The following is a 23431-nucleotide window of genomic DNA, read 5'->3' on the forward strand; positions in this document are numbered from 1 at the left end:
CCGCTGCCTCCTCGTCAGAGCCGTGCGCTGATCGTCTTGAGCTGGGTGTACTCGTGCAGGGCGGCCAGCCCCTTCTCCCGCCCGTGACCGCTCTGCTTGTAGCCGCCGAAGGGCGTCTCCACGGTCAGGGGGCCGCCGTTGACCGCCACCTGTCCTGCGTCGATGTGCTCGGCCAGCCGCAGCCCGCGGGCCAGGTCGCCGCTCCAGACCGCGGCCACCAGCCCGTAGTCGGTGTCGTTCGCGAGCCGCAGCGCCTGCGCCTCGTCCCGGAAGGGCAGGGTCACCAGCACCGGCCCGAACACCTCCTCGCGGGCGATCCGGGCGCCCGGATCGACCCGGGGGTACACGGTGGGCCGTACATACAGCCCGCGCGCCGCCGGCCCCTCGGTGTACGGCCCGCCGCCGGTCGCCGCCCCCGGGGTGCCGGCGAGCAGGCCGAGCACCTTCTCGTACTGCGCCTCGGTGATCAGCGGACCGAAGTCCACCCCCGGGCGGAGCCTCTCCACGGCCGTGACCACCCGCCGTACCACCTCGTCGTGGACGGACTCCTCCACCAGCAGCCGGGTGGTCGCCGAGCAGACCTGCCCCGCGTTGGCGGCGAGCGCCGACACGGCCGCCGCCACCGCCGCGTCGAGATCGGCGTCCGCGAACACCAGCAGCGGTGACTTGCCGCCCAGTTCGAGGGTGAGGGGGATCAGCCGCCCGGCGGCGGTCGCGGCGAGCAGCCGCCCGGTGGCCACCGACCCGGTGAAGGCGAGCCGCCGTACCCCCGGGTGCGCGGCGAGCGCGGCGCCCGCCTGCGGGCCGGTGCCGGTGACCACGTTCAGGACGCCGTCCGGCAGCCCGGCGCGGGACGCGAGCCGGGCCAGGCGCAGGGTGGAGGCGGAGGTGAACTCCGAGGGCTTGGCCACCACCGCGTTGCCCGTCGCCAGCGCCGGGGCGAGCGCCCGGCAGGCCTGGTTCAGGGGCAGGTTCCAGGGGGTGATGACCCCGACGACGCCGTACGGCTCGTGGCGGGTGTACGTGTGCGCGCCCGCCCCCTGCTCGATCACCCGCCCCTGTCCGGCGGCCCGGACCACGCCGGCGTAGTAGCGGAAGTACTGCACCGACAGGTCGGCCTCCAGGCGCAGCTGCGCCGGGACCTTGCCGGTGCACTCCCGCTCCAGCCGCATCAGCGTCGGCGTGTCCTCCTCCATCGCGTCGGCGATCCGGTGCAGCACGGACGAGCGCCCGGCGGGGGAGAGGGCGGCCCAGCCGTGCCGGGCCCGTTCGGCCGCCGCCACCGCGCGGTCCACGTCGGGGGCCGTGCCCGCGGCGATCGGGTCGCCGGGCGCGCGGGTGGCCGGGTCGAGCGTCGTCAGCCAGGTCCCGCCGGCCGGCGGCGCGTCCCGGCCGTCGATCCAGTGCTGGTGGCGCGGGGCAGCGGTCACGTGCGTCCTCCCGGGGCCGGGCGTCGTCGAGAACTCTGCCGACGATAAGCGGAAACGGTATTCTCCTCAAGAGAGATCGCTGTTATCTTGACGGGGTCAACCGACCGGAGGTTCCGTTCCATGGCCTACTTCCCGAAGCCCTCCGAGGGCAGTTGGACCGAGCACTTCGAGATCGACACCGAGCCGGTCTCCTACGCGGACTCGATCTCGCCGGAGTTCTACGAACGCGAACGAGACGCGATCTTCCGCCGGACCTGGCTGAACGTCGGCCGCGTCGAGCAACTCCCGCGCAAGGGCAGCTACTTCACCAAGGAGCTGGACGCCGCCCGGGCCTCCGTGGTCGTGGTGCGCGGCACGGACGGTGAGGTGCGCGCCTTCCACAACGTCTGCCGGCACCGCGGCAACAAGCTCGTCTGGGACGACTATCCGCGCGAGGAGACCAAGGGCACCTGCCGCGCCTTCACCTGCAAGTACCACGCCTGGCGCTACGACCTGGAGGGCAAGCTCAGCTTCGTCCAGCAGGAGTCGGAGTTCTTCGACCTGGACAAGTCCCGCTACGGGCTGATGCAGGTGCACACCGAGGTCTGGGAGGGGTTCATCTTCGTCAACCTCGACCCCGACAACACCCAGTCCCTCAAGGACTACCTCGGCAAGTTCGGCGACGGCATCGAGGGCTACCCGTTCCACAAGCTCACCCAGGTGCACAAGTACCGCGCCGAGATCGGCAGCAACTGGAAGCTGTTCATCGACGCGTTCGCCGAGTTCTACCACGCGCCGATCCTGCACTCCGGCCAGTACGTCGCCGAAGAGGCCGCCAAGATCAAGAAGTACGGCTACGAGGCCCTCTCTTACGACATCGACGGCCCGCACAGCATGGTCTCCTCCTGGGGCGGCATCGCCCCGCCGAAGGAGCACGCCATGGTCAAGCCCGTCGAACGGGCCCTGCGCAGCGGTCTGTTCGGCGCCTGGGAGGCCCCCGACATCGGCGTCACCACCGAGCAGCTCCCGCCGGCGGTCAACCCGACCCGCAGCAAGGTCTGGGGCATGGACTCCTTCGTCTTCTTCCCCAACTTCATGCTGCTGATCTGGCGGCCCAACTGGGTGCTGACCTACCACTACTGGCCGACCTCGTACAACACGCACATCTTCGAGGGCACCGCCTACTTCGTCCCGCCGGAGAACGCCTTCCAGCGCCTCCAGCAGGAGCTGGCGGTGGTGTCGTTCAAGGAGTACGGCCTCCAGGACGGCAACACCCTCGAAGCCACCCAGACCATGCTGGAGTCGCGCACCCTGGACAGCTTCCCGCTGTGCGACCAGGAGGTTCTGCTGCGCCATCTGCACTCCACGGCCCGCAGGTTCGTGGACGAGTACGCGAAGTGAGGGAGATCCCGGACATGGCCCACGTCTTTCCCGCCGAGTTCGCCGGCCTGGAGCCCTTCGCCGACTGGGCGATCCACGGCGAGAAGCTCCGCTACGCCAAGCGGATCGCCTCCACCATGGAGGAGCTCCAGGCCTTCTACGACGTGGCGTTCCCGCTCCTGGAGAAGGGCACCGCGTATCTGGAGAAGGTCCGGCTCGACGGCATCGGCGACGAGGACAAGCACCTGCTGTGGGCGTTCTGCTCGCTGATCACCGTCGCCTTCCCGGTGGAGGCCTGGGGCCAGCCGCGCGTCCCCGACAGCGGCCCGTCGAGCATCGACGCCGTCGTCGAACCGGCCGTGTGATGAAACGGCCCCCGGAGCCACCGGTCCTGCTGCGGGCCGCCCGTCTCCTCGACGTCGACAAGGGGGAACTGGTCGAGCCCGGCGAACTGCTGGTGGTCGGCGACCGGATCGCCGAGGTCGGCCGGCCCGCCAGGCTCCCCGAGGGCACGGTGGTGCGCGACCTCGGGGACGTCACCCTGCTGCCGGGCCTGATGGACATGGAGGTCAACCTCTTCCTCGGCGGCCCCGACCACCGCAGCCCCCTCATCCCGGTCCAGGAGGACCCCGCCGTACGGACCCTGCGCGCGGTCGCCAACGCCCGCCGCACCCTCCACCACGGCTGGACGACCGTACGCAACCTCGGTCTGTTCGTGCAGACCGGGGGCGTGCTCCTGGACGTGGCGCTGAAGAAGGCGATCGACCTGGGCTGGGTCGACGGACCGCGCATCGTGCCCGCCGGACACGCCATCGCACCGACCGGCGGCCATCTCGACCCCACCATGTTCCAGGCGTTCGCGCCGGGCGTGCTGCCGCTGACCGTCGAGGAGGGCATCGCCAACGGCGTCGCCGAGGTCCGCAAGGCGGTCCGGTACCAGCTCAAGTACGGCGCCCGGGTGATCAAGGTGTGCGCCTCCAACGGCGTCATGTCGCACACCGGACCGGCCGGCGCCCAGCAGTACTCCGACGAGGAACTGCGCGCGATCGTCGACGAGGCGCACCGCGCCGGGGTGAAGGTCGCCGCGCACTGCATGGGCGACACCGCGATCCGCGCCGCCGTCGAGGCCGGCATCGACTGCATCGAGCACGGCTTCCTCGCGAGCGACGCCACCCTCGACCTGATGGCCGAACGCGGCACCTTCCTGGTCGCGACGACCTATCTCACCGAGGGCATGGACACCGCCCACGCCGACCCGGAACTGCGGGCCAAGGCCGCCCAGGTCTTCCCGCGTGCCCGGGAGTCCACCGCCCGGGCGATCCGGCGCGGCGTCAAGGTCGCCCTCGGCACCGACGCCCCGGCGATCCCGCACGGCCGGGGCGCCAAGGAACTGCTCGCCCTCGCCGACCGGGGCATGCGGCCGCTCGACGCGCTGCGCGCCGCGACCGCCGTGGCGGCCGAGCTCATCGACGCCGACGACCGCGGACGGCTCGCCGAGGGACTCCTCGCGGACGTCGTCGCCGTCCCCGGCGACCCGCTCGCCGACCTCTCGGTCACCGAACGGGTGTGCTTCGTGATGAAGGACGGGCGGGTGTACCGCGACGACCAGTGAGGAGAGACGGATGTACGACTACGTCGTCGTCGGCGCCGGATCGGCGGGCTGTGTGCTCGCCGACCGGCTCTCGCGCGACCCCGGGACCAGCGTGCTGCTCGTCGAGGCGGGCGGCACCGGCCGGCACCCGTATCTGAGGATCCCCAAGGGCGTCGGGAAGCTCTTCGGCGACCCCGCCTTCTCCTGGCACTACCGCACCCGCCCGCTCCGGGAGGGCGGGAACCCGGAGGTGTGGGTGCGGGGCAAGGTGCTGGGCGGTTCCAGCGCCGTCAACGGCATGGTCTACAACCGGGGGACCCGCGCCGACTGGGACGGCCTGGCGGAACTCGGCAACCCCGGCTGGGGCTGGGACGAGATCCTGCCCGTGTTCCGCGCGCTGGAGGACAACGCGTTCGGCGCCACCACCACCCGGGGCGCGGGCGGCCCCCTGCATGTGTCGGGGGTGCGCGACCCGGATCCCCTGTGCGACGAACTCCTCGCCGCCGGCGCCCGGTTCGGCCTGCGGACCGTCCCCGACGTCAACGAGGAGGACGGCGAGCGCATCGGGTACGCCATGGCCACCATCAAGGCCGGCCAGCGCTTCAGCGCCGCCCGCGCCTTCCTCGGCCCGGCCCGTTCCCGCCCCCAGCTGACCGTCGCCCACCGCACGACGGCCCTGCGCGTGCTGTTCGACGGCGACAAGGCCGTCGGCGTACGGGTCCGCACCGCCGAAGGGCACGAGGAGGACGTCCGGGCCCGGCGCGAGGTCGTCCTCGCCCTCGGCAGCCTCGGCACCCCCCGGCTGCTCCAGCTGTCCGGCATCGGCCCCGCCGAGACGCTCCGGCGGGCCGGAGTCGACGTCCGCCTCGACCGGCCGCACGTCGGCGCCCGGCTGCGCGAACACCGCTGCCTGGCCCTGCGGTTCCGGCTGAACGCCCCCCTCGGCGTGAACCACCTCCTCGCCACGCCGGCCGCCCAGGCCCGCACCGGCGCCGGCTACCTGCTCACCCGCAAGGGCCCGCTCGCCCGGCCCGCCTACGACGTGATCGGCTTCCTGAAGACCCGCCCCGAAGCGGCCCGCCCCGACGCCGAGATCCTCCTCGCCCCCTGGTCGCTCGGCGCGCTCACGCCCGGGAAACCCGCCGGGGTGGAGCGGGAACCGGGCCTGTCCGCCTGCGCGATGGTGCTCCGGCCCACCTCCGAGGGCTCCCTCGCGATCACCTCCGCCGACCCCGACGCCGGCCTGGACATCGACCCCGGCTACTGGCGGTCGGCGTACGACCGCGAGGTGGGCGCCGCACTCTTCCGGCGGCTCCGGGAGTTCTTCGCCACCGAGCCGATCGCCTCGCGGATCCGGCGGGAGACGTTCCCCGGACCGGGGACGGGCACCGACGAGGAGATCATCCGCAGCTCGCTCGACGGCGGCTACTGCGGGTTCCACGCGATCGGCACCTGCGCGATGGGCCCCGGCCCGGACGACGTGACCGACGCGCGGCTGCGGGTGCGGGGCGTCGACCACCTGCGGGTCGTCGACGCCTCCGTCCTGCCCGCGATGGTCTCCGGGAACCTCAACGGGCCCGTGATGGCCCTGGCGTGGCGGGCGGCGCGGTTCATCCTGGACGAAGACTGAGATTCCCCGACCGGCACCTGGACATCAGGTACTCCGCCGTCGCCCCCGCCTGCCGCAGCCCCAGCGCCGAGGCGTCCTCGTACACCCGCAGGTCCACCGCCACCCCCGAGTGCGCCGCCCGGGTCGCGAAGGACAGGGCGTCGTCCAGCAGGACCTCGGTGCCGGCCGCGTGCAGCTGTATCGGGGGCAGCCCGTGCAGATTGCCGTGCAGCGGGCTGAGCAGGGGAGTGGCGCGCGGGGTGGGCCCGGCGTACGCCGCCGCCCGGACCGGGAGCGCCTGCGCGTCCACGGTGCGGTCGGCGGCCGCGTTCAGCAGCAGGCTCGGCGCGTCCAGAGTGAAGTCCAGGAGCGGGGAGACGAGCACCGCGCACGTGGGCGGGGGAGCGCCCTCGTCGCGCAGCCGCAGCAGCAGACCGGCGGCCAGCGCCCCGCCGAGCCGTTTGCCGGCCACCGCCACGGCGCCGCCCCGGGCCCGGCAGTGCTCCCAGGCGTCGTACACGTCCTGGAGCGCCTGCGGGAACCGGGGCCGGTAGCGGGCGCAGAGCACGGCGTACCCGGTGGAGCGCGCCAGTTCACGGGCGGTGGGCAGGGCGTCCTGCGGGGTGCCCGCGAGCCGCGGGTCCCCGTGCAGATACAGCACCGTCTGCTCCACCGGTCCGTCCGGGCGGACCTCCGGCCCGAACGGACCCTCCTCGACGCGGACTTCACTTGCCACGGGACATCACCCTCTCGGCCGCTTCCCAGTGCTCGTCAGCCACCCACAGCCGGGCGAAGGCCGCGGCGGCCTCCTCCGGCGTTCTCGTGCGGGTGGTCAGCTCCTTGATCTCTCCGGCCTGCGCGGTCGCCAGCGCGCGGGCCACCTCCCGCCAGGCGCCCGTGAATCCGGCGCGCGGCAGGACCAGGTCGACCAGGCCGAGGCGTTCGGCCTCGGCGGCGTCGAGGGTCCGGCCGGTGCCGGCCAGCAGCAGCGCCCGCCCCGGGCCCACCAGCCGGGCCAGCCGCTCGGCCCCGCCCCAGGCCGGCACGATCGCCAGCCGGGACTGGTTGAAGCCGATGCGGACGTCCTCGGCGGCGATCCGGAGGTCGGCGGCGACCGCGACCTCCGCGCCCCCGCCGAACGCGTGCCCGTTCAGGGCGGCGACGACCGGGCCGCGGAAGGCGGCGATGCGGTCGCAGACGGCGCGCATCCTGAGCGCCATCTCCGCCGCCTCCGGCTCGGTGCGCAGCCGCGCCAGCTCCTTGAGGTCGCCGCCGGACACGAACGCCTTGTCGCCGGCCCCGGTCACCGCGAGCGCGCGGGCGCCCCCGGCCGCGTCCAGGGCCTTCTCCAGCTCGCCCATGGTCGTGAGGTCGACGGCGTTGCGGGCGTGCGGCCGGTCGATGGTGACGACGGCGAGCCCGTTCTCGATCTCCAGCTCGACCATGTCAGTCCTCGTACTCCACCGTCACGTCCGGCGAGGCCGGCTCCGCCTGGCAGGTGAGCACATACCCCTCGGCGACTTCGTCGGCGTCGAGGGCGTTGTTCACCCGCATCTTTGACTCCCCCGCGGTGACCCGGGCCATGCAGGTCGCACAGTCGCCCGACTCACACGAGAAGGGCGGGGTGAACCCGGCGCGGCGGGCGCTCTGGAGCAGGGTCTCGCCCGTCCGCCGCGGCACGGAGCGCCGCTGACCTCGCAGAACGACGGTGACCGTGCCGTCGGCCGGCCGGGCGGGCGGGGCCGCCGTGCCGTGCGCCGCGCCGTTCACCGGGGTGAAGCGTTCGACGACGATCCGCTCCCCGGGGACCCCCAGTGTGAGCAGTGTCTCCTCGACCAGGGTCATGAACGGCGCCGGGCCGCAGAGGTAGAAGTCGGCCGAGCCGTCGCCCGCGAGGTCGCGGACCCGCCCGGCGGTGACCAGGCCGTCGCGGTCGTCGAGGTGCTGCCGCACGGTGAGCCGCCCCGGGTGGCGGTCCGCCAGCTCCGCCAGCTCGGCGCGGAAGATCGCGGCCGGTGCGTCGCGGTGGGCGGTGAGCAGCCGCACCGGCCGTGCGGTCGTCGCCAGCGCGCTCTTCACCAGGGAGAACACGGGAGTGATCCCGCTGCCGCCGGCGAACGCGACCAGTGGCCGGCCGGCCGCGTCGGGGCGGAGGCAGAACGTTCCGCTCGGCCGGGTGGCCTCCAGGACGTCCCCGGGCCGCAGCGCGTCGTGCATCCAGCCGGACACCAGCCCGCCCGGCACCCGTTTGACGGTCACGCACACCTCGCCGTCGGTGTCGGGGGAGCTCGACATCGAGTAGCTGCGCAGGGTGCCGCGCAGCCGGAACGTCAGGAACTGCCCCGCGCGGTAGGGGAATCCGGCGTCGAGGGCGAATGTGCGCACATCCGGCGTCTCGTCGACGATCCGGGTGATCCGCACCGGATGGAAGCCGTGGTCGCGTGCCATGTATGGAAGTTACCTTCTCGTTGTGCGAGAGTGCAATTCTCGCGACTGCAGTTCTCCTGCGGTTCTCCCGCAGCAGAGGAGGCGATCCCCTTCATGCCGACCTTCCCTTCCGGTGCCCTGCGTCCGGTCCCGCCCGAACTGGCCGCGCGCTACGAGGCCGAGGGGTGGTGGACCCATGAGACCCTCGGCGACCTGCTGACGAAGGGGCTGGCCGCGGCGGGGGACACCGAGTTCCGGGTCCACTCCGAGGTGCGGCCCTGGGCGGGCACGTTCGCGCAGGTCGAGCGGACGGCCCGGCGGCTGGCCGGCGGACTCGCGGCGCGGGGCGTCGGCCCCGGTGACGTGATCGTCATGCAGCTGCCCAACTGGAGGGAGGCGGCCGCCGTCTTCTGGGCCTCGGCCTTCCTCGGCGCGGTCGTCGTCCCGGTGGTCCACTTCTACGGCCCCAAAGAGGTCCGGTACATCGTCGAGGCCACCCGCCCGAAGGCCTTCTTCGCCGCCGAACGCTTCGGACGCCTCGCCTTCGACCCCGGGCTGTGCGCCTCGGTGCCGGTCGTCGGTGTCGTCGGCCGGGACTTCGACGAGCTGCTCGCCGACGAGCCGCTGCCCGGCACCCTCCCCGTCGACCCGGACGCCCCCGCCCTGATCGCCTTCACCTCCGGCACCACCCGCGACCCCAAGGGTGTCGTCCACAGTCACCGCACCCTCGGCTTCGAGACCCGCCAGCTCGCCGGGAGCTATCCGCCCGACCGGGGCCGCCAGTTCACCGTCGCCCCGGTCGGCCACTTCATCGGCATGGTCAACGCCTTCCTCATCCCCGTGCTCGACGGCACCCCGGTCCACCTCGGCGACACCTGGAACCCCGCGCGGGCGCTCGCCCTGATGAAGGACGAGGGGCTGACCGTCGGCGGCGGTGCGACGTACTACATGACGAGCCTGCTCGACCACCCGGACCGCACGCCCGAGCATCTCGCCCGGCTGCGGTACGCCGGCCTCGGCGGCGCGTCCGTCGCCTCCGCCGTGACCACCCGGCTGGAGGACCTGGGCATCACGGTGTTCCGGGCGTACGGCTCCACCGAGCATCCCTCGGTGACCTGCACCCCGTACGACGGACCGGCCGAAAAGCGCCTGCACACCGACGGACTCCCGCTGCCCGGGGTGGAGGTGAGGCTCGACGACGACGGCGAGATCCTCACCCGCGGCCCCGACCTCTGCCTCGGCTACACCGACCCGGCTCTGACCGCCGCCGCCTTCGACGAGGACGGCTGGTACCGCACGGGTGACATCGGGGTCGTGGACGACGACGGCTGGCTGTCCATCACCGACCGCAAGGCGGACGTCATCATCCGGGGCGGCGAGAACATCAGCGCCCTGGAGGTCGAGGAGGTCCTGCTGGGCCTGCCGGGGGTGGCGGAGGCGGCGGTCGTCGCCGCGCCCGACCCGCGGCTCGGCGAGCGGGCCGCCGCCGTGCTGCGGATGCTGCCCGGCTGGTCGGCGCCGGGCCTCGCCGAACTGCGGCTGCACTTCGGGCGTTCCGGCATGGCCCGCCAGAAGTGGCCCGAACAGGTGCACACCGTCGACGACTTCCCCCGCACCCCGAGCGGCAAGGTCAAGAAGTTCGTGCTCCGACACAGCATTGCCACTCCACCCAAGTGAGAATACGATTCTCGCTATCGGCGAAGGAGGATCTCTCATGCCCTCTCGTGATCTCGCGTATCCGCTGTTCGACGCGGACAACCACCTCTACGAGACGCAGGAAGCGCTCACCCGGTACCTCCCGAAGGAGTACGACGGGGCGATCGAGTACGTGAACGTCCGCGGCCGCACGAAGATCGCGATCCGCGGGCAGATCAGCGAGTACATCCCGAACCCCACCTTCGACGTGGTCGCCCGCCCGGGTGCCATGGAGGAGTACTTCAAGGTCGGCAACCCCGACGGCAAGACCCGCCGGGAGATCTTCGGCGAGCCCATGCGCGCGGTCCCCGCCTTCCGCGAACCGGCCCCGCGGCTCGCCCTCATGGACGACCTCGGCATCCAGCGCAGCCTGATGTTCCCGACGCTCGCGAGCCTCATCGAGGAGCGGATGAAGGACGACCCGGAGCTGATCCACGCGGTCGTCCACGCCCTCAACCAGTGGCTCCACGAGACCTGGGGCTTCACCTACAAGGACCGGATCTTCACCGTCCCCGTCATCACGCTCCCGATCGTCGAGAAGGCGATCGACGAGCTGAACTGGGTGGTGGAGCGCGGCGCCCGCGCGATCCTGATCCGTCCGGCCCCGGTGCCCGGCTTCGGCGGCACCCGCTCCTTCGCGCTCCCGGAGTTCGACCCGTTCTGGAAGCGGGTGGTGGAGACCGGCGTCCTGGTCGCCCTCCACTCCTCCGACTCCGGCTACGCGCGCCACGCCAACGACTGGGAGGGCAACCGGCGCGAGTTCCTGCCGTTCAAGCCCAACGCGTTCCGGCAGGTCACCGAGTGGCGGCCGATCGAGGACGCGGTGTCCTCGCTGATCTGCCACGGCGCGCTCTCCCGCTTCCCCGAACTGAAGGTCGCCGTCATCGAGAACGGCGCCTCCTGGGTGCTGCCCGTCCTGGACCGGCTGGCCGACGTGTACAAGAAGATGCCGCACGAGTTCCGGGAGGACCCGGTCCAGGTCTTCCGGCGGAACATCCACATCAGCCCGTTCTGGGAGGAGGACATGGCCGCCCTCGGCGATCTCATCGGCATCGAGCGCGTCCTGTTCGGCTCCGACTACCCGCACCCCGAGGGCCTGGCCGACCCGGTCACCTACGTCGACCACCTGGTGAAGCTCACCGAGGAGGACAAGGCGAAGGTCATGGGCGGCAACCTGGCCCGCCTGATCGACGGATGAGACGGATGAGCACGACAGTGCGGTGGCCGAGCATTCCCGCTCTGGTGCGGGACGCCGCCGAGCGCTTCGGCGACGCCGAGGCCGTGGTCGACGGCGAGCGGCGGCTGAGCTTCGCCGAACTGGCCGACCAGGTCCGGCGCACCGCCGGGGCGTTCGCCTCGGCGGGCGTCGGCCCCGGCGACCGGGTGGCGCTGTGGGCGCCCAACTCGGCCGAGTGGATCGTCGCCGCGTTCGGCCTGCTCACGGCCGGCGGGGTCCTCGTCCCGGTCAACACCCGCTTCCGCGACGAGGAGGCGCACGACATCGTCGTGCGCAGCGGCGCCAAGCTGCTGCTGGTGCAGGGCGGCTTCCTGGACCGGGAGTTCACCGGCCCGCCCGGGGTCCCCGTGATCGACCTGCGCACGGACGGGTTCCTCGGCTCGGGCGAGCCCCTGGAGCGCGAGGTCGGCCCGGACGACCTGGCGGACATCGTCTTCACCTCCGGGACGACGGGCCGCCCCAAGGGCGTGATGACCACCCACGGCCAGACCCTGCGGCTCTACGCGGAGTGGTGCGACCTCGCGCAACTGCGCACCGGAGACCGCTACTTGATCGTCAACCCGTTCTTCCACATCTTCGGCTACAAGGCGGGCCTGGTGGCCTCGATGATCCGGGGCGCGTGCGTGCTGCCACTGGCCGTGTTCGACACCGACCGGGTGCTGGAGCTGGTGGAGAAGGAGCGGGTGACGGTCCTCCCGGGCCCGCCCACCCTCTATCACTCCCTCCTTCAGGCGGACGGTGGCCGCGACCTGTCCTCCCTGCGGGTCGCGGTCACCGGCTCCGCCGACATCCCCGTCGAGCTGGTCCGCCGGATCACCGCCGAACTGCCGTTCCGCCATCTGATGACCGGCTACGGCCTCACCGAGGCCGGCACCGTCACCGCCTCCCGCCCCGGCGACCCGCACGAGGCCGTCGCCACCACCGTCGGCCGCCCCTGCGAGGGCTTCGAGATCCGCGTCGCCGACGACGGCGAGGTCCTCGTGCGCGGCTACGGCGTGATGCGCGGCTATCTCGACGACCCCGCCGCCACCGCCGAGGCGATCGACCCGGACGGCTGGCTGCACACCGGCGACCTCGGAGAACTCGACGCCGACGGCCGACTCAGGATCGTCGGCCGCAAGAAGGACATGTTCGTCGTCGGCGGCTTCAACGCCTACCCGGCCGAGATCGAGGGCTTCCTGATGCGCCATCCCGCGGTCGCCCAGGCCGCCGTGATCGGGGTGCCCGACGAGCGGCTGGGACAGGTCGGCAAGGCGTTCGTGGTGACGCGCGGCCCGGTCACCGAGGCCGAGCTGATCGCCTGGGCGAAGGAGCGCATGGCCGGCTTCAAGGTGCCCCGCCGCATCGAGTTCCGCACCGGACTGCCGCTGAACGCCACCGGCAAGGTCATGAAGGACGAGCTGTCATGACGTACGACGACACCACGGCCTCCGGGATCCCCCTGAAGCCGGTCTACGGCCCCGGCGACCGGCGCGCCGAGCCGCCCGCCCCCGGCGTCCACCCCTTCACCCGCGGCAACTACCCCACCGGCTACCGGGGCCGCGCCTGGACCCTGCGTCAGTACTCCGGCTTCGGCACTCCCGAGGAGTCCAACCGCCGCTACCGCTACCTCCTCGACCAGGGCGGCACCGGTCTGTCCGTCGCCCTCGACCTGCCCACCCAGTGCGGCTACGACTCCGACGACCCCGAGTACACCGACGAGGTCGGCCGGGTCGGCGTCGCCGTCGACACCCTCGCCGACGCCGAGATCCTCTTCGACGCCATCCCGCTGGACCGCATCAGTACGAGCTTCACCGTCAACGGCACGGCGGCGATCCTGCTCGCCCTGTACGTGGCCGCCGCCGAGAAGCGCGGCATCCCGCGCGCGAGGCTCACCGGGACCATCCAGAACGACATCCTCAAGGAGTACGCCTCGCGCGGCACCTGGATCTGGCCGCCCGAGCCCTCGCTGCGGCTGATCGCCGACACCGTCGAGTTCTGCGCCGCCGAGGTGCCCCGCTTCAACGCGGTCTCCGTCGCCGGCGCCCACTTCCGCGACGCGGGCGCGACCGCCGTCCAGGAGATGGCCTTCACGCTCGCCGACGGGGTGACGTACTGCGAGACGGTCCTCGCCCGCGGACGCCTGACCATCGACGAGTTCGCCCCGCAGATCTCCTTCTTCTTCTACACCCACGGCGAGTTCTTCGAGGAGATCGCCAAGTACCGTGCGGGCCGGAGGCGTTGGGCGACCCTCGTACGCGAGCGGTTCGGCGCGAAGACCGAGAAGGCCGGCATGTTCCGCTTCGGCTGTGTCGCGGGCGGCGCCTCGCTGTACGCGCCGCAGGCCCGCAACAACACCGTCCGGGTCGCCTACGAGGCGCTCGCCTCCGTGCTCGGCGGGGTGCAGTCGATGTTCACCGCCGCCTGGGACGAGCCGTTCGCGCTGCCCAGCGAGGAGTCCGCCACCCTCGCCCTGCGCACCCAGCAGATCCTCGCCCACGAGACGGGCGTGACCAAGGTCGCCGACCCGCTGGGCGGTTCGTACTTCGTGGAGGCGCTGACGGACGCCACCGAGGAACGCATCGAGCGGGTCATGGCCGACCTGGAGGCGCACGGCGGCATGGTCCGGTGCATCGAGGACGGGTATCTGCAAACGCTGATCGCCGACGAGGCATGGCGGCTGCACCGGGCGGTCGACTCGGGGGAGCGTCCGGTGGTCGGGGTCAACCGGTTCACCGTCGACGAGCCGCCGCCCGACCTCGCCACCTACGAACTGGACGCCGAGGGCCGCGACCGGCAGTTGAAGAGGCTGGCACGGGTGAAGGCGGAGCGGAACCCGGCCGGCGTACGGGCCCGGCTCACGGAGCTGCGCCGCGCCGCCGAAGGAGACGCCAATCTGATGGAGCCCTTGATCGACTGCGCCACCTCCTACTGCACGGTGGGGGAGATGGCGGGGGCCCTGCGCGAGGTGTGGGGCGAGTTCCGGCAGCCGGTGGTGTTCTGATGCCCGGCACTCCCCTCAGGGTCCTGGTCGCCAAGCCCGGTCTCGACGGTCACGACCGGGGCGCCAAACTGGTCGCGCGCGGGCTGCGCGACGCCGGGTTCGAGGTCGTCTTCACCGGCATCCGGCGCCGTGTCGACGACATCGCCGCCACCGCCGTACAGGAGGACGTGGCCCTCGTCGGGCTGTCCATCCTGTCCGGCGCCCATCTGGCGCTGACCCGGCGCACGGTCGAGGCGCTGCGGGCGGCCGGCGGGGAGGACATCCCGGTCGTCGTCGGCGGGACCATCCCCGCGGGGGACGTCGCGAGGCTGCGCGCGGCCGGAGCGGCCGCCGTGTACCCGACCGGCACCCCGCTCGACGTCATCGTCGCGGACATCCGCGCCCTCACCGACAGGACGGAGCCGACATGCGAGTCGGAGTGATGAGCGGCCCCGAGCGGGGCGACGCCGCGCACAAGGCGGCACGGATGGTCGACGACGCCCGCTGGGCGGAGGAGGCCGGCTTCGACACGGTGTGGGTGCCCCAGGTACCCACCGACTTCGACGCGCTGACCGCCGTCACCCTGATGGGACGGGCCACGTCGCGCATCGAGCTCGGCACCGCTGTCGTCCCGGTGCACGCCCAGCACCCCGTCGCCCTCGCGCGGCAGGCCCTGTCCGCGCACGCGGCGGCGGGCGGCCGGCTCGCGCTCGGCGTCGGTGCCTCGCACCACTGGATCGTGCGGGACATGCTCGGCGTGCCGTACGAGAAGCCCGCCGCGTACACCCGCGACTACCTCGAGGTGCTGGGCGCGGCGGTGAGCGGGACGGCCTCGGTGGACGTCGAGAACGAGCGCTTCCGGGTCCACAACCCGCTGACGATCGCCCCGGTCGCCCAACTCCCCGTGCTGATGGCCGCGTTGGGGCCGGTGATGCTGAGGGTCGCGGGGGAGCGTACCGACGGCACGATCCTCTGGATGGCCGACGAGCGGGCGGTCGCCGACCATGTCGTGCCGGTCCTCACCAAGGCGGCGGAGTCGGCGGGCAGGCCCGCCCCGCGGATCGTCGCGGGCATCCCGGTCTGCCTGTGCGCGCCCCACGAGGTGGACGCGGCCCGCGAGCGCGCCAACCGCATCCTCGGCGAGGCCGAGATCTCGCCCAACTACCAGCGGCTGCTGGAGTACGGCGACGCCCGTGACGTCGGCGACCTGTGCGCGGCGGGCGACGAGGCGGCCATCGAGGCCCGGTTCCGGCGGTTCGCGGACGCGGGGGTGACGGACCTGTCGGTCCGCCTGCTTCCGATCGGCGACGGCCGGGAGGAACTCGTCGCCTCGAAACTGCGCACCCGGGACGCGGTGGCGGCGCTCGCGGCGGCGTTCCGGTGACCGGACCCCTCGCGGGCCTCAGGATCCTGGAGGTCGGCCACATCCTCGCGGGCCCCTACGCCACCATGCTCCTGGCCGATCTGGGCGCGCGGGTCACCAAGGTGGAGCCGCCCGGCGGGGACCTCTCCCGGCAGGTCTCGGACGCCTACTTCGCCAGCCTCAACCGGGGCAAGCGCTCGGTGCGCGTGGACCTGGCGACCGCGCGGGGCCAGGGGCACCTGCGCGAACTGGTCCGGGACGCCGACGCCCTGCTGGTCAACCTCAAGCCTTCCGCCGTCCACCGCTTCGGCCTCACCTACGAGGCGCTCGCGCCCTGGAACGAGCGGCTGGTGTGCGTGATCCTCACCGGCTGGGGCCTGGACGCGGGCGACGCGCCCGCCTTCGACTACGTCGTGCAGGCCGCCACCGGCATCGCGGCCCTGACCGGCGCCCCGGACGGCCCGCCCCTGCTGCCGGGCTACTCCTCGGCGGACAACTCCGCCGGTCTCGCGGCGGCCCTGGGCCTGCTGGCGCAGGTGCACTCCGGGCGGGGCGGCCAGCTGGAGGTGTCGCTGCGGGACGTGATGCTGTCCCAGCTCAACTACCACGCCGCCGCCTGGCTGGGCGAGGGCCGCGCGCCCCGCCGCCTCGGCGGCGCCCACGCCCACTACGTCCCCGCCCAGCTCTTCCCCACCGCCGAGGGCCACCTCGCCCTCTTCATCACCCACGACCGCTTCTGGCGTTCCTTCGCCACCGAGGCCGGCATCGAGGGCTACCCGACGATGGCCGAGCGCGCGGCCCACCGCGAGGAGGTCGTCGCCGTCGTGACGCAGGCCCTCGCCGCCGACTCGGCGACCGGCTGGGAGGCCCGGCTACGGCCCCTGCGGGTGCCCGCGGCCGCCGTGCGCACCCTGCCCGAGGCCCTGGCCGCCACACCGGGCGCGGTCGTCGAGGCGGGCGGCCACCGTCTGGTGGGCAGCCCGTTCCGCATCCCCGGGCACGCGCCGTCGTACGGCCCGCCGCCGCGCCTCGGCGAGCACGGCGACCTCCTCTGATCCGCTACGGCATCCCGCCGTCCACCCGCAGGGTCGCCCCGCTCGTGTACGAGGACGCGTCCGACAGCAGATAGAGCGCCGCGCCGACGATCTCGTCCGGGGCGCCGATGCGCCGCAGGGCGTGCGGACGGACCCCCTCGGCGAGCTGCTCCGGGTCCTCCTGCCAGCCCCGGGTCGCCCAGGTCGCGAACGGGCCGCACATCAGGGTGTTGACCCGCACGGCCGGGCCGAGGGCGTGGGCGAGACCCTCGCCCAGCGCGTTGAGCCCGGCCTTCGCCGCCGCGTACGGCACGATCGCCGGGCGGGGCCGCACGGAGCCCGTGGAGCTGACGTTGACGATCGTGCCGCCGCCCGCCCGTGCCATCCGGGTGCCCGCGAGGACCGACAGCCGGAACGGGCCCTTGAGGTTGAGGTCCAGCACCGCGTCGAACATCCGCTCCGTCACGGTGCCGAGGTCGTCGTAGACCGGGGACATCCCCGCGTTGTTGACCAGCGCGTCCAGCCGGCCGAAGCGGTCGTACACCGCGTCGACCAGGCCCGGCAGTTCGTCCCAGCGGCCCACGTGGACGCCGTACGGCAGGGCCGAGCGTCCGGTCTCCTTCTCGATCTCCTCGCTCACGGCCGCGCAGACCTCGCGCCTGCGGCTGGCCACCACCACGTCGGCGCCGCAGCGTGCCGCGCCGAACGCCATGGCCCGCCCGAGCCCCCGGCTGCCGCCGGTCACCAGCACGACCCGGCCGGTGAGGTCGAACAGCTCGTCCGCGTATCCCATCCCGCCGCCTCCTGGAGTGTTCTCGCGAGTGAGAGTATCGTTCTCGCTTGCGCAGAATAGCATTCTGGGCAGGTGTCGACGAGGGCGTCAACGTGGGAGGGTGCGTCATGTGGGACTTCAGTACCGACGACGCGTTCCAGGAGAAACTCGACTGGGCCGCGCGACTCGTCCGTGAGGAGATAGAGCCGCTGGACGTGCTGTTCCCGGGCCACGCCGAGCCCTACGACCGGGGGAGCGAGGTCTTCCGTGAGGTCGTACGGCCATTGCAGCGGCGGGTGCGCGAACAGGGGCTGTGGGCCGCCCATCTGCCGCCCGCGCTCGGCGGGATGGGCATGGGGCAGGTGCACCTCGGCCTGCTGAACGAGATCCTCGGCCGGTCGAGCTGGGCGCCCATGTGCTTCGGCACCCAGGCCCCGGACTCCGGCAACGCGGAGATCCTCGCCCACTACGCGACCGAGGAGCAGCGCAAGGAGTACCTCGAACCGCTCCTCGACGGGCGGATCGTCTCCACCTTCGCGATGACCGAGCCGACCGGCGGCGCCGACCCCGGCGGCTTCACCTGCACGGCCGTGCGGGACGGCGACGAGTGGGTGATCGACGGCGAGAAGTGGTTCGCCTCCAACTACCCGCTCGCGGCCTTCGTCATCGCCATGGTGGTCACCGATCCGGAGGTGCCCGTCCACCAGGGCGCCTCGATGATCCTGATCCCGGCCGGGACACCCGGCATGGAGATGGTGCGCGGCACCGGCATGGGCGGCGAGCCGCTCGGCGAGGGCGTGCACGGCTATCTGCGCTTCACCGGCTGCCGGGTCCCCGCCGAGAACCTCCTCGGCGAACCAGGCTCCGGTTTCCTCATCGCCCAGACCCGCCTCGGCGGCGGCCGGCTGCACCATGCGATGCGCTCGGTCGGGCAGTGCAGGAAGGCGCTGGAGATGATGACCGAGCGCATCGCCTCCCGCCGCACCCGCGGCGGGCCCCTCGCCGACCAGCAGGCGGTGCGCCATCAACTCGCCGACACCTGGATCCAGATCGAGCAGTTCCGGCTCCAGGTCCTGCACGCCGCCTGGCACATGGACAAGGCAGCCCGCACCGGCGACCGCGCCGACGCCCGCCGCGCCCGCCTCCATGTCTCCGGGGTGAAGGTCGCCACCCCCAGGGTCCTGGTCGACGTCGCCTACCGCGCCCTCCATCTGCACGGCGCCCTCGGCGTCTCCAACGAACTGCCGCTGACCAAGATGTGGCACTCCGGCCCCACCCTGGGCGTCGCCGACGGCCCCACCGAGGCCCACCAGGACGTCGTGGCCCGGCTGTTGCTCAAGGGTGTCGAACCCGCCGACGACCCGCTCTTCGGCTCCGCCCATCTGCCCACCCGGCTGGCCGCGGCCCGCGCCCGGTACGCGGACCGCCTTCCCGAGACGGCGGTGACCTGGTGACCGGCAGCGACCCCACGGCCGGCCTCGAGGCCGACCTCGACCGCCTCAACGCCTGGACGGGCCTGGACGGCCTCCCCGGCGACGGACCCGTGGCCGCCCTCGAACCGCTCACCGGCGGCGCCCAGAACCTCCTCTTCACCCTCCGCCGCGCCGACGGCACCGAACTCGTCCTGCGCCGCCCCGGCCGCCATCTGCGCTCGGGCGCCTCCGACGCGTTCCGCCGGGAGAGCCGCGTCCTCGCCGCCCTCGCCGGCACCGACGTGCCGCACCCCCGGCTGCGGGCGAGCGTGCTCGACGACGACGTGCTCGGCGGCCCCTTCTCCGTCCTGGAGAAGATCGACGGCTTCGCCCCGCGCGGCACCCTGCCCGGGCGGTACGCGGAGGACGCCGACTGGCGCCGTTCGCTCGCCCTCGCCCTCGTCGACGGGGCCGCCGAGCTCGCCGCCGTCGACCCGGCCCGGCACGGCCTCGCCGATCTCGGCCGACCCGAGGGCTGGCTGGAGCGCCAGACGCCCAAGTACCTGAAGATGCTGCACGGTTACCGCGACACCCCCGGCTACCGCGAGGGCGAGTCCCCCGAGGTCGACCGGGTCGCCGACTGGCTGGCCGCGCACACCCCGAAGGAGAGCGCCACCGGGATCGTGCACGGCGACCTCCAGTTCGCCAACGTCATGTTCGCCCATGACGCCCCCCGCCTCGCCGCGATCGTCGACTGGGAGATGGCCTCCCTCGGCGACCCCCTCCTCGATCTCGCCTGGATCCTCACCGCCTGGCGCGAGAAGGGCGACCCGCCCGGCAGCGACCCCCAGTTCCAGCCCTGGGACGGGGTGCCGGGGCGCGCCGAACTCGTCGCCCGCTACGGCGAGTCCACCGGCCGGGACGTCTCCGGCTTCCGCTGGTACCAGGTCCTCGCCTGCTTCCGCCTCGCCGCCCTCCTGGAGGGCAGCTACGCCCGCGCCCTCGCCGGAAAGATGAACCGCGGGCTCGGCGAGGGGCTGCACGGCTACGCGGGCTGGCTGTGGGCGAAGGCGCGGCAGGAGATGGACGCCGACTGAGCCGGCTGAGCCGACTGAGCCGACTGAGCCGACTCAGCCGGCCGGGGCGGCCCTACTTGGGCGGGAACCTCAACGCGCCGTCCAGGCGCACCACTTCACCGTTCAGATAGTCGTTCTCGCACAGGTGCCGGACCAGGGCCGCGTACTCCTCGGGGCGCCCCATCCGGCGCGGGTGGGGCACCTGCGGCCCCCAGTACGCCTCCAGCTGCTCGCCCGCCTTGCCATAGGCGGGGGTGAGGATCGTGCCGGGCGCCACCGAGACGACCCGGACGCCGAGCGGGGACAGGTCCCGGGCGGCCACCAGGGTCATCGCCGTCACCCCGCCCTTGGCCGCCGCGTAGGGGAGCTGGCCCACCTGCCCCTCGTAGCCGGCGATGGACGAGGTGGTGACGATGACGCCCCGCCCGCCGTCCCCGTCGAGGGGCGCGGTGCGGGCGATGGCCGCGGCGGCCAGCCGCAGGACGTTGAAGACGCCGGTGAGATAGACGTCGACCGTCGTGCGGAAGCCCTCCAGCGGGAGCGGCGAGCCGTCCTTGCCGACCAGCCGGCCGCCGCTCGCCGGGCCGCCGTGACAGTCCACCGCGATCCGGAACGGCCCCGTGTCCGCCGCTTCCCGCACCGCCGACGCCACCGCCTCCTCGTCGGTGGCGTCGGTGCGCACGTACCGCACCCCGAGCTCGTCCTGGAGCGCCTTGCCCTTGTCGTCCGCGAGATCGGCGACCACGACCCGGGCCCCGGCCGCGTGCAGACGCCGTACCGTCGCCTCGCCGAGACCGCCCGCACCGCCGACCACCAGGGCCGAGGAACCTTCGATCAGCACCGTCATTCCCCTCTCTTGCAAGTCGGCCTCTGAGTGTATGAGAATGGCGTTCTCATGAACATAGCCGTGATCCTGGAAATGGCCGCATCCGCGGGGGACCGGCCGGCCGTCACCGAGGGCGGCCGTTCGCTCTCCGCCGCCGGACTCCAGCGCCTCGCGCACCACGCGGCCGACCGCTTCCGTGACCGCTCCGCGGTCCTGTACCTGGGGACGAACCACCTCGCCTACCCCGTCGCCCTGTTCGGCGCGGCGCTGGCGGGAGTCCCCTTCGTGCCCCTCAACTACCGTCTCGCACCTGAGCAGTCGGCGGAGCTCACGGCCCGCCACCCGGGCGCCGAACTCCTGCGCCCGGAGGACCTGGACACCCTCCTCGACCCGCCCGGCGACCCCGCCCCACGGCCCGCCCCCGACGACCGCGACGCCACCGCCGTCGTCCTCTACACCAGCGGGACGACGGCCGCCCCCAAGGCGGCCCTGCTGCGCCACCGCCATCTCCTCTCCTATGTCTTCAACACCCAGGACTTCGGCTCCGCCGACCCGTCCGACGCGACCCTGGTGGCGCTCCCGCCGTACCACGTCGCCGGCCTGATGAACCTCCTCACCAACCTCTACGCGGGCCGCCGCATCGTCTACCAGGCGTCCTTCGACCCGGCCGGCTGGCTGGCGACCGTACGGCGCGAGCACGTCACGCACGCCATGCTCGTGCCGACCATGCTCGCCCGGATCACCGCCGAACTGGGCGACGCGCCGGCCGGGGCGCCGAGCCTGCGCAGCCTCGCCTACGGCGGCGCCCGCGCGCCCCGGCCGGTGGTGGAGCGGGCGCTGCGGCAGTTCCCGGACACCGGGTTCGTCAACGCCTACGGACTGACCGAGACCGCCTCCTCGGTGTGCGTGCTGGGCCCCGACGACCACTGGCGGGCCGTCGCCTCCGACGAACCGGCCGTCCGTGAGCGGCTCGGCTCGGTCGGCCGGCCGCTGCCCGGCATCGAGGTCGAGATCCGCGATGAGGACGGCAAGGTCCTTCAGGCGGGGGCCACCGGGCTCGTCTTCGTCCGCGGGGACCAGATCTCGGGCGAGTACGCGGGCGCCGAGGACGGCGTCAGCGACGGCTGGTTCGCCACCCGGGACCGGGGGCGGCTCGACGCCGACGGCTACCTCTACATCGAGGGCCGCGCCGACGACACCATCATCCGGGGCGGCGAGAACATCGCCCCGGCCGAGATCGAGGACGTCCTCCTCGAACACCCGGGCGTGCGGGAGGCCGCCGTGCTCGGGGTGCCGGATCCGGAGTGGGGGCAGCGGCTCGTCGCCGTCCTCGTCGGAGCGGGCGACCCGGAGGAGATCCGGGCCTACGCCAAGGCCCGCCTGCGCTCGGCCAAGACCCCCGACACCGTCGTCTTCCGCCCCGAACTGCCCCGCACCGCCACCGGAAAGCTGCTCCGCCGCACCCTCGTCGCCGAACTGGAGGAGGCCGCCGATGCCTGAAGCCGTGATCGTCGCCGCCCTGCGCACCCCGATCGGCACCGCGTTCAAGGGGACCCTGCGCGACACCACCGCCCATGAGCTGGCCGAGCGGGTGGTCGGCGCGGTGGCGGAGGGACTCGACCCGGACCGGGTGGACGACGTCGTCCTCGCCGAGTCGCACTACGGCGGCGGAGTCGTCGCCCGCCACGCCGCCCTCACCGCCGGCCTGCCGCACGTACCGGGGCTGGCCCTCAACCGGCACTGCGCGGGCGGTCTGGCCGCCGTCCAGACCGCCGCCGCCTCGATCCGGGCCGGCATGGACCGGCTGGTCCTCGCGGGCGGCGTGCAGTCCCTGTCCACCGCGCCCCGGCTGACCTTCCGGGGCGCCGAGCGCTGGGTGCCGCCCTCCCACCCCGACCGCCCCGACGCCCCCAACCTGGACATGTCGGTCACCGTCGGCTGGAACACGGCCGTCCGGGCCGGCATCGGCCGCGCCGAGATGGACGCGTGGGCGCTGCGGTCGCACCGCAACGCGGTCCGCGCGCTCGACGAGGGCCGCTTCAAGGACGAGACCGTGCCCCTGGACACCCCCCACGGGGTCTTCACGGCCGACGAACACCCGCGCCGTGACACCAGCGCCGAGAGACTGGCCCGGCTGAAGCCGCTGCACCCGGAGATCGAGGGCTTCTCGATCACGGCCGGGAACGCCTCCGGCGCCAACGACGCGGCGGCGGTCCTCGCCGTGGCCGACGACCGCTCGGGCCTGCCCGCGCTCGCCACCGTCCGCGCCTGGGCGTCGGTCGCCGCCGATCCGGCGGAGACGGGCCTCACCCCCGTCCAGGCCATCCCCAAGGCCCTCGGCCGGGCCGGGATGTCCGTCGCCGACGTCGACCTCTTCGAGATCAACGAGGCGTTCGCCTCCGTCCCCGTCGCCGCGGTCCACCGCCTCGGCCTCGACGCCGACACGGTCAACGTCAACGGCAGCGGCTGCTCCCTGGGCCACCCGGTCGCCGCCTCCGGCGCGCGCATGCTGGTCACCCTCGTCCACGAACTCCGCCGCCGGGGCGGCGGAGTGGGGGTGGCGTCGATGTGCGCGGGCGGGGGGATGGGGTCCGCGGTGGTGGTGGAGGTGGCGGCGCCCTGAGCGGCGCCGGGCGGC

Annotated in this window: 21 protein-coding genes; 15 read left to right on the forward strand and 6 right to left on the reverse strand. The window is 73.3% G+C overall.

The window, feature by feature from the left end; genetic code table 11:
- Window positions 1–14 precede the first annotated feature (14 nt).
- Window positions 15–1430, reverse strand: a complete 1416-nt coding sequence (locus tag ABZ490_RS04730) for an aldehyde dehydrogenase family protein (RefSeq protein WP_358984090.1) — start codon at window positions 1428–1430, stop codon at window positions 15–17.
- A gap of 120 nt (window positions 1431–1550) precedes the next feature.
- Between ABZ490_RS04730 and ABZ490_RS04735 the strand changes: the two genes are divergently transcribed.
- The 4 genes from ABZ490_RS04735 to ABZ490_RS04750 are packed head-to-tail and all read left to right on the forward strand — an operon-like array spanning window position 1551 to window position 6010.
- The gene (locus ABZ490_RS04735; protein WP_358984093.1) at window positions 1551–2810 is read left to right on the forward strand and encodes an SRPBCC family protein; all 1260 of its coding nucleotides are present in this window, start codon (window positions 1551–1553) and stop codon (window positions 2808–2810) included.
- Window positions 2811–2824: 14 nt separating this feature from the next.
- Window positions 2825–3154: a hypothetical protein gene (locus ABZ490_RS04740; RefSeq protein WP_358984096.1), complete on the forward strand. Its 330-nt coding sequence runs from the start codon at window positions 2825–2827 to the stop codon at window positions 3152–3154.
- Entirely contained in the window at window positions 3154–4401 is a 1248-nt protein-coding gene (locus ABZ490_RS04745; protein ID WP_358984099.1) for an amidohydrolase family protein, read from the forward strand. Before ABZ490_RS04740 ends, ABZ490_RS04745 begins: the two co-directional genes overlap by 1 nt.
- Before the next feature lie 10 nt (window positions 4402–4411).
- A complete protein-coding gene (locus ABZ490_RS04750) occupies window positions 4412–6010 on the forward strand; it encodes a GMC family oxidoreductase N-terminal domain-containing protein (RefSeq protein ID WP_358984102.1) in 1599 nt (532 codons plus the stop codon).
- Here ABZ490_RS04750 and ABZ490_RS04755 read toward each other — a convergent pair.
- Genes ABZ490_RS04755 through ABZ490_RS04765 form a run of 3 tightly spaced genes read right to left on the reverse strand, consistent with a single transcriptional unit; the run spans window position 5991 to window position 8437 of the window.
- Complete coding sequence (locus ABZ490_RS04755; protein ID WP_358984105.1) at window positions 5991–6725, reverse strand: alpha/beta hydrolase fold domain-containing protein; 735 nt, start codon at window positions 6723–6725, stop codon at window positions 5991–5993. The two genes, ABZ490_RS04750 and ABZ490_RS04755, sit on opposite strands and share 20 nt — an antisense overlap.
- On the reverse strand, window positions 6715–7434 hold the full coding sequence (locus ABZ490_RS04760; protein ID WP_358984108.1) for an enoyl-CoA hydratase/isomerase family protein: 720 nt from the start codon (window positions 7432–7434) through the stop codon (window positions 6715–6717). The genes ABZ490_RS04755 and ABZ490_RS04760 overlap by 11 nt, the downstream gene beginning before the upstream one ends.
- Before the next feature lies 1 nt (window position 7435).
- Entirely contained in the window at window positions 7436–8437 is a 1002-nt protein-coding gene (locus ABZ490_RS04765) for a ferredoxin--NADP reductase (protein ID WP_358984111.1), read from the reverse strand.
- A 93-nt stretch (window positions 8438–8530) separates the two neighbouring features.
- Between ABZ490_RS04765 and ABZ490_RS04770 the strand changes: the two genes are divergently transcribed.
- Genes ABZ490_RS04770 through ABZ490_RS04800 form a run of 7 tightly spaced genes read left to right on the forward strand, consistent with a single transcriptional unit; the run spans window position 8531 to window position 16728 of the window.
- Window positions 8531–10093: an AMP-binding protein gene (locus ABZ490_RS04770; RefSeq protein WP_358984114.1), complete on the forward strand. Its 1563-nt coding sequence runs from the start codon at window positions 8531–8533 to the stop codon at window positions 10091–10093.
- Window positions 10094–10130: 37 nt separating this feature from the next.
- Window positions 10131–11309 (forward strand): amidohydrolase family protein, encoded by a 1179-nt coding sequence (locus ABZ490_RS04775; RefSeq protein WP_358984117.1) that lies wholly within the window; start codon window positions 10131–10133, stop codon window positions 11307–11309.
- 5 nt (window positions 11310–11314) lie between these two features.
- Window positions 11315–12757 (forward strand): FadD3 family acyl-CoA ligase, encoded by a 1443-nt coding sequence (locus ABZ490_RS04780; protein ID WP_358984120.1) that lies wholly within the window; start codon window positions 11315–11317, stop codon window positions 12755–12757.
- Window positions 12754–14331: a methylmalonyl-CoA mutase family protein gene (locus ABZ490_RS04785; protein WP_358984123.1), complete on the forward strand. Its 1578-nt coding sequence runs from the start codon at window positions 12754–12756 to the stop codon at window positions 14329–14331. Before ABZ490_RS04780 ends, ABZ490_RS04785 begins: the two co-directional genes overlap by 4 nt.
- Window positions 14331–14753, forward strand: coding sequence for a cobalamin-dependent protein (locus tag ABZ490_RS04790; protein ID WP_358984126.1), 423 nt, complete (start codon window positions 14331–14333; stop codon window positions 14751–14753). The genes ABZ490_RS04785 and ABZ490_RS04790 overlap by 1 nt, the downstream gene beginning before the upstream one ends.
- On the forward strand, window positions 14738–15694 hold the full coding sequence (locus ABZ490_RS04795; RefSeq protein WP_358984129.1) for a TIGR03564 family F420-dependent LLM class oxidoreductase: 957 nt from the start codon (window positions 14738–14740) through the stop codon (window positions 15692–15694). Before ABZ490_RS04790 ends, ABZ490_RS04795 begins: the two co-directional genes overlap by 16 nt.
- Entirely contained in the window at window positions 15691–16728 is a 1038-nt protein-coding gene (locus ABZ490_RS04800) for a CoA transferase (protein ID WP_358984131.1), read from the forward strand. Before ABZ490_RS04795 ends, ABZ490_RS04800 begins: the two co-directional genes overlap by 4 nt.
- A gap of 4 nt (window positions 16729–16732) precedes the next feature.
- Here ABZ490_RS04800 and ABZ490_RS04805 read toward each other — a convergent pair whose 3' ends face one another.
- Window positions 16733–17500, reverse strand: coding sequence for an SDR family oxidoreductase (locus ABZ490_RS04805; RefSeq protein WP_358984134.1), 768 nt, complete (start codon window positions 17498–17500; stop codon window positions 16733–16735).
- A gap of 47 nt (window positions 17501–17547) precedes the next feature.
- Here ABZ490_RS04805 and ABZ490_RS04810 point away from each other — a divergent pair, with 47 nt between their 5' ends.
- Both ABZ490_RS04810 and ABZ490_RS04815 read left to right on the forward strand, forming a co-directional pair.
- Window positions 17548–18933, forward strand: coding sequence for an acyl-CoA dehydrogenase family protein (locus tag ABZ490_RS04810; RefSeq protein WP_358984137.1), 1386 nt, complete (start codon window positions 17548–17550; stop codon window positions 18931–18933).
- Window positions 18930–19988, forward strand: a complete 1059-nt coding sequence (locus ABZ490_RS04815; RefSeq protein ID WP_358984140.1) for a phosphotransferase family protein — start codon at window positions 18930–18932, stop codon at window positions 19986–19988. The genes ABZ490_RS04810 and ABZ490_RS04815 overlap by 4 nt, the downstream gene beginning before the upstream one ends.
- 52 nt (window positions 19989–20040) lie before the next feature.
- On the opposite strand, the gene ABZ490_RS04820 is transcribed toward ABZ490_RS04815, so the two are convergent.
- Window positions 20041–20808 (reverse strand): SDR family oxidoreductase, encoded by a 768-nt coding sequence (locus ABZ490_RS04820; RefSeq protein ID WP_358984143.1) that lies wholly within the window; start codon window positions 20806–20808, stop codon window positions 20041–20043.
- Window positions 20809–20862: 54 nt separating this feature from the next.
- Here ABZ490_RS04820 and ABZ490_RS04825 point away from each other — a divergent pair, with 54 nt between their 5' ends.
- Window positions 20863–22293, forward strand: a complete 1431-nt coding sequence (locus ABZ490_RS04825; RefSeq protein ID WP_358984146.1) for an AMP-binding protein — start codon at window positions 20863–20865, stop codon at window positions 22291–22293.
- Window positions 22286–23416 carry a thiolase family protein gene (locus ABZ490_RS04830; protein WP_358984149.1) on the forward strand — a complete coding sequence of 377 codons (1131 nt, stop codon included), beginning with the start codon at window positions 22286–22288 and terminating at the stop codon, window positions 23414–23416. The genes ABZ490_RS04825 and ABZ490_RS04830 overlap by 8 nt, the downstream gene beginning before the upstream one ends.
- Window positions 23417–23431: the final 15 nt, after the last annotated feature.

This window comes from Streptomyces sp. NPDC005811 (assembly GCF_040630405.1).
Lineage (GTDB): Bacteria > Actinomycetota > Actinomycetes > Streptomycetales > Streptomycetaceae > Streptomyces.